This window comes from Bacillus swezeyi (genome assembly GCF_001969815.1).
GTDB classification, from domain to species: domain Bacteria; phylum Bacillota; class Bacilli; order Bacillales; family Bacillaceae; genus Bacillus; species Bacillus swezeyi.
In genome coordinates this window covers 211,454-222,112 of the sequence record NZ_MRBK01000013.1, presented here as the reverse complement: position 1 = coordinate 222,112, position 10,659 = coordinate 211,454, and the positions used below count along the sequence as shown (strand labels likewise).

The window sequence follows — 10,659 nt, the reverse complement described above, 5'->3', positions numbered from 1 at the left end:
AAGTTTTAGGATGTTGTCATTCTTTGCAGTCTAGAAAAGCCAAGCATCGGACTTTCACAGGACATGATGACGACGGTGTTCGGGCAGGATTAACCGCCGTTCCTTCCTTGTACATGAGCACCGGCTCAGCAGGCCTGACAACGAATCCGAGGGTTGTCGATACGCTAAAAATCCGCCTTGCTTCCAGCAAGACGGATTCAAACCATTTTTTATCCGACCATCTTTTCAGCAACATGCATTTCAGTAGAGACAGAGTGGTTTTCAGCCATCAGCCATCCTGAACATACAACGGCAGCAATCGCAGTGACAATTAAAAGTTTTTTCATGACATTCCCTCCACTTTTTTCATCTTTTCTTCTGCTTTAATCGCTTCCAAGAAGAAATAGGCAGCCTCTTTATAAAGAGATTTTCCCCTGTAAACATTGGCCGTTAAGAGTGAAAGCTCCCGCACGCTGTCATACTGCTTTGTTTTAAATAAGATCTCCAGATTATCTTTGCAATCGCTGAATGCCTTTTCACCACCCTCTTCATACGTTGCATATAAAATATTGATTTTCGCCTCAAATATATCATTCTCCATGCCTTTTGATCTTTCCTTCCCCTCTTTGTAAAGAGCGGCAGCCCGGTCATGCTCCCCTATTTTAAACAGCTCTTTGATCATTAAAAAAACAGCGTTGAAATAATAGTCTGAAGCGGCATATGCCTGATCGGCCAAAACGGTTTCCAAAAAACAAATGCTCTCTTCCGGTTTGTCCATCGCCGAATAAAGAAGGCCGAAATTATGCAGGAGCTGCATTTCTTTGAAATGATCGCCGGCATCTCTCGCTGTACCGATGGCCTGGGTCAAATATTCTTCCGCTTCTTTATATTTCCCGATCTCAGTGTAATTGCCCGCCATCGTGATATATGTAGAGACAAGATTGATATTATGTTCTGCATAGCTTTTAAATATTTCCATCGCTTGGCGCGTATGATTTAACGAAACAAGATTTTGCCCCAAGTAATAATATAATTTCCCGACTTTATCATGGAATTGCGCAGCTTCAATCTCGTCATGGACATTGGCGAGTTTTTTTTCGGCAATTTTATAAAAGCTGACCGCTTGTTCATAATTCTTTTTATAAACTTCGTACGCTCCTGAAAACAGGTAGTAATAATAAGATGTCATATCTGATGCAGCGCTGCCGCCGTTCGTTAACTCCTCTTGCTGTTCTATCTTTTTTCCCCGCGTATCATACAGCATGATTTTATGCCGCAGCTCCAGCAAAGAATAGTAGATTAATACCTCTTGATCTTCCTCCATCTCTGCCAGCATCGGTTTGACTTGTTCAAATAGTCGGATCGACTGTTCTGCATCATTTCTTCTGATGGCGCGGTACCATGAGTTAAGGGTGTTGGCGACTTCTTCCGCGGCGATTTTGTTCATATGGAGCTCCTTTCTTCCAATATTCAATTTTTTTATTTTTTCTTTGTACATATCATACTATATTTTTCCCTTTGTATAAATTAATAGTAATAGTTCATTTTTCTCACTTTACCGGATTTATCGCTTATTTTTTACATATTCAGGCCAAATGGCTCTTCAAGAGATGAGATAACGGGTCTGATGAATCAACCAAAAAGCACCCTTGGCGAAGGGTGCTTCAATATTAATAGGAACTTGTATAAGCATAGGTTAAGGCGCCGGTTGATGGATTATAGTATTTCCCCATTGCATAGGATGACCGCGGATCAAGATCATAGACCATCGGCGTATAGCAGGATGTTTGGCCGGGGAGCACTTTTCCGTTTCCTCCGGATGAGCTGCAATTCAGCTCTTTTCCATCAGTGTTCCTCTTCACGTACGCATTTGCCTCCCAGCCTGAAGGCACGGCTTTGTCCAGCGTAATTTTAGCCCATGCTGTTTTGCAGACGCTGCTGAATTTTAATTCCACGATTCCGAATTGTTTATTATTTGCATCTATCAGTCTGGCTGCCGCCTTTGTTGTGCCGCTTGAAGCGCAATTATTGTAGTAAGGGCTTTTGCCGTCGTACGAATGATCTTCAGCATGAGCCGACAATCCATTCGTCATGAAACATAAAAGAGTAATCAAACACATACTTGAAACCATAGCCAGACTTTTTTTCACAGAGTCCCATCTCCTCTTCATGTCATATGCGCAGCAAACCGCCAGCGCATAATTGATCATATTGCCGTTTTTCAAATTTATACCCTTTTATTTTTAAGACCTGCATTTCGCATCAGTAATTTTGAATAGGTTGAAAAGCCCTTTAATATCAATGGTTTAGCGGTTTGTAAAGCAGAGAATATTTTATTCTATTTCAATGAATTTTATCCGTCTCGTACCTAAATTCGCACCCAAAAATACAAGTGAATCAGAACAGTGGAAAAATGTTTGAAGAAAAACATCATATAGGATTAAAAATCGGAAGTCTCTTTGATTGTATAGGGGTATTTCCTTTAGCGGCTTCACATTATGGAATTGCACATATATGGGCAGTGAGGTAGAGAAAGTACCTATCTCCATTACCAAGCGGCACTTCCCACATATGCTTCATCTCGGAGATATTGCAAAAATAGATGGCTATAAAATGCCGCCTGTTCATGTCATTACATTTGGTTCCCCTTCGAATACCTTTTAAAGAAACAAGGAGGGAAATACCCGTCATCCATCCCTTTCGAGAAAGAAGTATGCGAAGTGCAGCCAAGGAGAAAGACAAAACAAGGTCCTTGGAAGCTTCGGACGGACAGGTGACCCTTTTCCAACTTTGCTCGCAGGAACAGTAGATTATTTTTCATTCTGGTATGAAGGAGAAGAAAAAGAAGGGTTTATCCGTCAGCTTATCCCATTGGAATATGAACGTTTGATGGGATTGCCTGAAGGCTGGACAGCTTATGGCAATAAGGAAAAAGCAATTACTGACCATGCCAGATATAAATCACTTGGAAATTCGATTGCCGTACCATGTGCCGAATATATTATGGCCAGTATTGCAGAAACACTATGAAAACAAGCAGAAAGGATGAAATGGAAATGAGCCAATTTTATTTCCGTTCCCCTTCTTTTTGACTTTATGACTCATGAGTAAAAAAAAGAGGTAATAAGAGTCCACTTACTTATTATCCTCTTTATTAACGTGTTCGATTTAAAACCTTGGAAACTGCTTTTTAAAAGATTTTACTATCTTTGTGGTTTTACTTAATGTATACTTTCTACTTTACGATACAAATGAAGAACCATTATTTTTATTATTATCATTTGATTTCAAGGAAAACGATAATGATTTATCAGTAAATTGGTCTCTTCATACTTAATCTGACTGAGCATTTCCTAGAAGTCATAAGCTTTTACTAACTAATGATGTTTAGCTGCTTTACCAACAGATGGAAAATTACTTTCATCTATTAAATATGTTGCAATCAATGCGATTACTAACAGAGCTGCTGCAAAATAAAATCCTATATTCATACTTCCTGTAGTGTCTGTTAGCCAGCCAGTAATATACGGAGCTAAAATGGAACCTAACATTCCAACAAAGTTGTAGAATCCAAATGCTGTACCTAATGATTGCTTTGGTGCATTATTTGCTACAACAGCAATTAAAACCGGGTTAACGCTAATTTTCCCTACAATTCCATACACAATTAGTGTCATATACAGAATTGGTAAGCTATCAAAGTAAACAATTGCAGCTGTTGATAAAATACCAAACGGTAACATCATGAGCAATACTGGTTTACGCCGGCCTAACTTATCTGACAGCCAGCTAAAAAATAATGAACCTGGAATCGCTGCCCATGGAACAAGTGATGCAACAAAGGCAATATTTCCTCCGGTTAAACGGCGTGCTGTTTCTAAATAGTATGGTAACCAAGTATAATCATAAAGAATCCGTAAATAGAGCAGAAAATAATAATATATGCCAAAATTAAGTTTCTATTAAATAAAGATGAAAACTTAAACGGTTCAGCGGTACTTTTAACCTCTTTATCAGTTTTTGGCTTGTCTTTAATTACAATTGCCATTGCGATGCCGATAAGTACAACCGGTACTGCGATAACAAAAAATGGGACTCTCCATCCGAATCCCCATTCTCCCACAACATAACTGGAGATATAATAGCCAATTGAAGTACCAAAAGCCATCCCTGCATTAATCACAGCACTGCCTAATGTTAAATGGTTCTTCGGGATAATTTCGGATGATATTCCATATTGCGGCCCATAATATACCCCCTGAGCCATACCAACCATAAGCCATGCAGAGATAAATAGAAAGAATGTAGGCATCATCCCTGTAACTGCTGCGAGCGATCCAAATAGAATAACACCAGGAACCAACACTCGTTTTTTTCCAATTTTATCTCCTAATATTCCAGCAGGAACGTTCATACCCGCATAACCGATGAAAAATATACTCATAATTAAGCCAAGTTGTGCCTTGCTTAATGAAAACGCTGATTCAATATCCCCCATAATCGGGTTTAATATTGTTCGCGTTGCATAAAGAGCTACCCAACCGAAGAAAAATACTATGACAACTTTTACCCAATAGGGAACCAGCGGTTGCTTTCCTTTACCTTCAACTGATCCCGCCTCTTTTGTCATCAAACTTCCTCCTTCAACTTTTAAATGATCCATTATTTTCTACTCATCATTTGAATTTCGATTTAGACTTCATAGGTTGTTTCTTTTCGAAATCTACCTGCTCTGCATAAAGAATCCCATTATAAAGATTGTTCAGAAATTTTCAATGGAAATGACACATCAAATGTGGTCATATCTGAAAAAAGGAGGAATTTTGGCTTTTTATCCTCCTTATGAACATACACGGATTGTCTTATTTTGTTATGCGTGTACCCGCTTTTCCATCTAGTGCAGCTACCGCTTGATCCAATGAACAAATAATTGCCTCTTTACCTAACTTTGCAAATTCTATAGCCGCTTGCATCTTTGGCAGCATACTCCCAGCAGGAAATTGCCCCTCTGCCACATATTGTTCTGCTTCTTCTACTGTAATTCGGCTTAGTTTTTGCTCATTTTCTTTGCCAAAATTGATAAATACATTTGGTACGTCTGTCAACATCATGAAAACATCAGCATTTACCTGTTGTGCAAGCTTTAATCCTGAACGATCTTTGTCTATTACTGCTTCAAGACCGTGTAATAGACCGCTGTCGTCACGATATACAGGTATACCGCCGCCGCCAGAGGAGATAACAATAGTTTCATCAATTAAACGTCGAATCTCTTCTATCCCATGGATCACTTTCGGTTCTGGGGAAGGCACAACTCGTCTATAGCCACGCCCTGCATCTTCTGACATAGTAAACCCTTTTTCTTCTAATTGCTTCGCTTCTTCCTCTGAATAAAATACTCCTATTGGTTTCGTTGGTTTTTCAAATGCTTTATCATACTTGTCCACTTCAACCATTGTTAGAAATGTAGCTACATTCGCAGTAATGCCCCGTTCTTTAATATGGTTTTTCAAAGCTTTTTCCAGCATATAACCAATGAATCCCTGTGATTCTGCGTTACAAGCATAGATTGGCAGCGGTTCAACGACATTTTTAGCAGCTTCGTTTTGAGCAATAATATTCCCCACTTGTGGACCATTGCCATGTGTAATCACAATTTTATGTCCTGCTTCTTTAATTTCAATCATATGACGTGTTGCAGAGATTACATTTTTGAATTGATTAGCATAAGTTGCTTCTTGTTTTGGCTGTAAAATTGCATTACCTCCTAGTGCCATTACTACACTTTTCCCCACTTCTTTCACTCCTTTGTTAAAGCCATATAAATTCCATATAAAGTATCCATCCCAGAAGAAGAACCTACTTTTATAAGGCTTTTCATACTTTTTAAAGATGAATCATGTTGTAATCTTGTAATTTTCGAACTAAATAAACCCTCTATAGCACAAGTTAAAAAGCGCGTGCTAACAATGGTTGTTAAGGGTTTTCTGATTAGATTTCCCAATGTTCCAAGGTGTTTTTGTGCGATAAAAGAGTCGATGAAATGTCCATATAATATACCGACCAATATATCGTCACCCGTTGGTGTTAAACCTTGGCCCCGTCCGATAAAGTAACGAAACTCCTCTTCCAAATTTTCAGTTGGATCGTGTAATTTATTTATCAAGTCCGACACATGAGCTGATTCAAAATCAGTAGATTCATACGATTTAAATGAAATTTGTTTCACGTTTTCTTTTAATTTATTTATATTTGCATGTTTAAAATCCGTATATAACGGAAGTATTTTCGCATTAAAATTGAGTTCAAAACGGTTGTGGGAAAGATGGTTATTGCGAACGTGAAATGTATCTCCCACCTCAAGACCGGCTTTTAATGTTTGCTTCGTTTGTGAGTCAAGCAAGATTCCAAATGGAAAGGTCCCATTTTCATTTGTGCCGATAAATATCAATTCATCATTCCGATCAACAATATTCAAACCTTTTTCAAAAATGCTGTGCACAGTAAACGTTTTTCCCTCAATTAATAGCTGAAGTGCGATTGAACCAATCGCACTTGCCTGTAAAATCATCCTTGAAAACCTAGTTTTTCAGCATATGCTGTGATTGCTTTCTCAAAACATTCGATTGGAGGATGAACTGTACCAGCACCAATTTGCCCATATCCAGCAATTTTATGTGCAATACCTGTGTTGATTACCGGCGTGATACCTGTTTCAACAACTTTACGGGCATCAATACCTAAACACGCACCTTTGAAGTCCCACGTCGGAATAACAAAGTTCGGATTTTCTCCAACACAGATTTCAGCCATTTGATTGCTTGTTTCAAGCGCATCATTAAATCCACCTGTTCCGACAAAACGTGTTACTGCAGGGGCAGCAATCATTGCTACGCCGCCAACACCGATTGTTTCTGTAATCGCTGAATCACCGATATCTGTGTTTGCATCTTCCGCTGAGTAGCCAGTAAAATATAACCCTTGTGGTGTATTAACAGGTGCTGTAAACCACTCATCTCCCATACCTGCAATACGGATGCCAAAGTTTTCACCATTTCGGCACATTGCAGTAACCACCGTACCATGTTTGATTGTACGCGCTGCATCCATCATTGCTTTTCCAGTCGCCATGGCAATGTTTAAGAAAAATTGGTCTGTATCAGCTAAAAATTGGATAACTTCTGTACTTTGTTCGTTTTCAACATCATCTAATGCCGAAATTACTGGAGCAACTTCTTTTAAAAACGCCAATGATGCTGCAATATTGCGCTGGTGAAATTCATCCCCCATTGCAATAGCTTTAGCAATCAATACATTAACGTTTAACCCTCCATCAATTTTTCTTAATGCCTTACTTAACACCGGACCCAACACATCTTTCATCCAGTGCAGGCGATTGATTACCTGCTCATTATAAGCACCGAAGCGTAATACTGCACCGATGCCTTCGTTCATTTGACAGTACGCCTCGTTGCCGCTCTCTTTGTTAATAACAACAAGAACTGGCATATTAGGTGATGTAATGCCTCCCATTGGACCAACCGCATTCACATGATGACATGGAATAAATGTAATCTTCTTGTTTTCAAGCAGTTCACGCGCTCCCTCTTCATCTTCTGCCCATCCTTCAAAAAGAATCGCTCCAACACAAGAACCTTGCATAGGATCTGTCATATTTTCATATTTAATTGGAGGCCCAGCATGTAATAACACATAATCTTCTAATTCAGGAATCACAGACTTGGCAGGTACAACATCAGTTAAGAATGGTGCAGCTGCTATTATCTTCTGGATAACAGCTTCGTTCGCTTCATTTATTGTTTTGTACCCCATTAGATTGTCTCTCCTTCATAGTAGTTTAGAAATTGAAGTACTTTCATTAACTTTTCATCGCCGCCAGCAATTGGACGCCAGTTAAATTGAACACACTCTGATCCGCTGTTCTGAACAGCTGCTGTAAAACTTTTTAGCCCAATATTGATGACACTTGGTTTCGTATTGATTAAGGACACAATTTTTTCGTCTACTGTCAAGTCTTCTTGGGTATGTTCAAATTTTTGTATATCAAGGACTGGCTGTTCCACTTTTCCTCCTACCAGTTTAATCGCTGTACGAACCATTTGGTCGTTTGTCTCACAAATCATTGCACCATTTTGTTTTAAGGTGTCAATTTGCTTTTCGTAATCTTGAGGATCTTGCGCTGTACCTACGACTGTTGCAAGTACTGCAAGTTCACGACCACCCTGATGTGCATTGGCTAAAATACGTTTAATGGCTGGTGCTAATTCATTTGCCATATCATCATGACTGCCATAGCCAATAACGTTATCAATCATGATTACTGCTGTTTCAGGATCGTTTCCAGATGTTTCAAGCACTTCGATACGTTTTTCAGGATCAATCATCGGGTGCGGCTTCCCTTGGGTATAAATATCATCGCCTAAGTCAATAATTTCATGATGTTTTGTTTTTAGGATATAGGCATCTTTCTTCTCTTCAGGTACTTCCTCTTTGAATGCCTCTTTCACTAACACAGCTGCTTCAGATGCCAAGGTACCACCTGAGTAATAACCTTTAATACCAACTTGTGAATCTTTTAACGACACGTTTACATTTTCAGCCACTGTCGGTTCAAAATTCGGTTTGTCACCATTGGATAATTGAACAGATACAACCGCTGCTTCTTCAAGTGTATACGCATGATAAATATTTTCTTCCTGATAAGTTGGTTTATCTCCTAAAAATAACGTAACAACCGGTTTTTCAATATTTCTTAATACATTTAATACTTTTTGCTGCACTTCCTCTGCAGGCGGTTTAGAAATTACTGTAATCACTTTTACTTTCGGATCTTGATTCAATGCTTTGATACTATCTAAAACCGTGGTAGCACCAACCTCTGTTGATAAATCCCGACCGCCTGTACCAATTGCGTTTGTTACACCTTTACCATAACGGTCAATGATGCTTGTCACTTCCTGAATCCCTGTACCTGATGCACCCACAACGCCAATATCTCCTTCATTCACGATATTTGTAAATGCAAGTGGCACGCCATGAATAATTCCGGTACCGCAGTCTGGTCCCATTACTAATAATCCTTTTTCATGCGCCTTTTGTTTCAACTTAACCTCATCTTCTTTAGATACATTGTCACTGAATACAAATACATGTAACCCTTCATTCAATGCATTTTCCGCTTCCATTGCTGCATACTGACCAGGAATAGAAATCAATGCCAGGTTCGGGTTGTTCGCAAGCTCCATTGCACGCTTCCAGTTATGTGCTTCCTGGTCTTTAGATGTATTTTGTGAAGCAGAATCACCTTTTAAAGCTGCTTCTACTTCTTCTTTCACTTCCGATACTTTTTCTTCCTGATTTGTATCTATAACGATGACAATATCATTTGGGTTTGCTTTTTCCAATTCATCTGTGCCCAAACCCGAAGATTTAAAAATGTCTTTGTTAGCTGGTGTTCCCATCATGATCGATACTTTGTTTACACCATCTATTGCAGATAACTTGTTTGATAAAAGCATTAACACGATAGAATCTTGATAGGTGTTTTCTTTTATAATTGTGTATAACATAATGATCCTCCATTTTGTTATTCTGCAAATCTATTCTTTCCATGATAACGATTAAAATGAACATCGCCTGAAACGAGGTAGTTATAAATATCGTCTACAATTTCAATTCCTTCTTTATCATATTTTGCACTTCTTAATTTACCGCGCTCACCCGGATAATAAATTTCTCCATAGCCTTCTGCTGCCGGGTGTGCTTTTAATTCATCGAGCATCGTCGAAATCTGTTGTTTAAAAGCAGTTAAATCTGTGAAGTATGCAGGGTTAATAACAATATGAATTTGCCCTAAATCGCGACCTTTTGTCAGGTCTTGATACATGGAAGATACATGTACGCCATGAGGTACTCCAAGAAGGCTGCCTGATAAAATATCCACCATCATCATCAATCCATAACCTTTTGGACCAGCAATTGGCACAAGTGCATGGACATCTCTTGCATTCGTTGTTGGTGCACCGGCTGCATCTACTGCCCATGTTTCCGGGATCGATTCATTTTTACTTCTTGCATCCAATACTTTTCCCCATGCCTGAACAGTTGTCGCCATATCAAATGTGATAATGCGTTCATCAGCCGATGGTGCACTAAAAGCAATTGGATTGGTGCCAAAGTATGGTTCTGTTCCTCCAAACGGTACGACCATTGGATCTGATTGGCACATGCTTAAAGCAACCATGTCTTGTTCTGCTGCCATTTCAACAAAGTAACCCAATGCACCGCTATGCGAGATATTCTTCATTCCTACAACAGCAACACCTGAATTTTTTGCCATTTCGATTGCTTTTTCCATCGCTTGTTTTGCTGCTTGGTGACCTGGACCATTATCTCCGCTAAAGACAGCGGATGCAGGTCCTGTTTGTTCAAATGTGTAGTTTGGGTTTGCTGTAATACCGCCTTTTGCGATTCGTTCGGCATAGTATTCCACACGTACTGCACCATGGGAATGGATCCCTCTATGATCGGCGAATGTCAATACATCTGAAACATCGTGTGCGGCTCCTTCATTTAATCCAGCTTTGATTAGCTTCTGTTTGATTAAATGAAACAGCTCTTGCTTAGATACACGCATCTGATTCCCCCCTCCCATTACAT

General features: G+C 39.3%; 8 protein-coding genes and 2 pseudogenes. 1 reads left to right on the top strand and 9 read right to left on the bottom strand.

Going from position 1 to position 10,659, the window contains the following annotated elements; translation table 11 throughout:
• Positions 1–209: 209 nt before the first annotated feature.
• From BTA30_RS13075 to BTA30_RS13065, 3 genes are all read right to left on the bottom strand, one after another.
• A complete protein-coding gene (locus tag BTA30_RS13075) occupies positions 210–326 on the bottom strand; it encodes a phosphatase (protein WP_076761745.1) in 117 nt (38 codons plus the stop codon).
• Positions 323–1,426 (bottom strand): response regulator aspartate phosphatase, encoded by a 1,104-nt coding sequence (locus BTA30_RS13070; RefSeq protein ID WP_076761758.1) that lies wholly within the window; start codon positions 1,424–1,426, stop codon positions 323–325. Before BTA30_RS13070 ends, BTA30_RS13075 begins: the two co-directional genes overlap by 4 nt.
• A 223-nt stretch (positions 1,427–1,649) precedes the next feature.
• Complete coding sequence (locus BTA30_RS13065; RefSeq protein WP_076761757.1) at positions 1,650–2,150, bottom strand: DUF2690 domain-containing protein; 501 nt, start codon at positions 2,148–2,150, stop codon at positions 1,650–1,652.
• A gap of 583 nt (positions 2,151–2,733) precedes the next feature.
• Between BTA30_RS13065 and BTA30_RS23875 the strand changes: the two are divergent.
• Positions 2,734–3,009 (top strand): annotated as a pseudogene (locus BTA30_RS23875) (DNA cytosine methyltransferase); the annotation flags it as partial.
• Positions 3,010–3,356: 347 nt separating this feature from the next.
• On the opposite strand, the pseudogene BTA30_RS13050 reads toward BTA30_RS23875, so the two are convergent.
• From BTA30_RS13050 to allD, 6 genes and pseudogenes are all read right to left on the bottom strand, one after another.
• Positions 3,357–4,609, bottom strand: a pseudogene (locus tag BTA30_RS13050) (MFS transporter).
• A 232-nt stretch (positions 4,610–4,841) separates the two neighbouring features.
• Complete coding sequence (gene arcC, locus BTA30_RS13045; RefSeq protein WP_076761743.1) at positions 4,842–5,774, bottom strand: carbamate kinase; 933 nt, start codon at positions 5,772–5,774, stop codon at positions 4,842–4,844.
• Positions 5,775–5,779: 5 nt separating this feature from the next.
• Positions 5,780–6,550, bottom strand: a complete 771-nt coding sequence (locus BTA30_RS13040) for an oxamate carbamoyltransferase subunit AllH family protein (RefSeq protein ID WP_076761742.1) — start codon at positions 6,548–6,550, stop codon at positions 5,780–5,782.
• Entirely contained in the window at positions 6,547–7,812 is a 1,266-nt protein-coding gene (locus BTA30_RS13035) for a YlbE family protein (RefSeq protein ID WP_076761741.1), read from the bottom strand. The genes BTA30_RS13040 and BTA30_RS13035 overlap by 4 nt, the downstream gene beginning before the upstream one ends.
• A complete protein-coding gene (locus BTA30_RS13030; RefSeq protein ID WP_076761740.1) occupies positions 7,812–9,569 on the bottom strand; it encodes an acyl-CoA synthetase FdrA in 1,758 nt (585 codons plus the stop codon). The genes BTA30_RS13035 and BTA30_RS13030 overlap by 1 nt, the downstream gene beginning before the upstream one ends.
• Before the next feature lie 17 nt (positions 9,570–9,586).
• Positions 9,587–10,636, bottom strand: coding sequence for an ureidoglycolate dehydrogenase (gene allD / locus BTA30_RS13025; protein WP_076761739.1), 1,050 nt, complete (start codon positions 10,634–10,636; stop codon positions 9,587–9,589).
• Positions 10,637–10,659 lie beyond the last annotated feature (23 nt).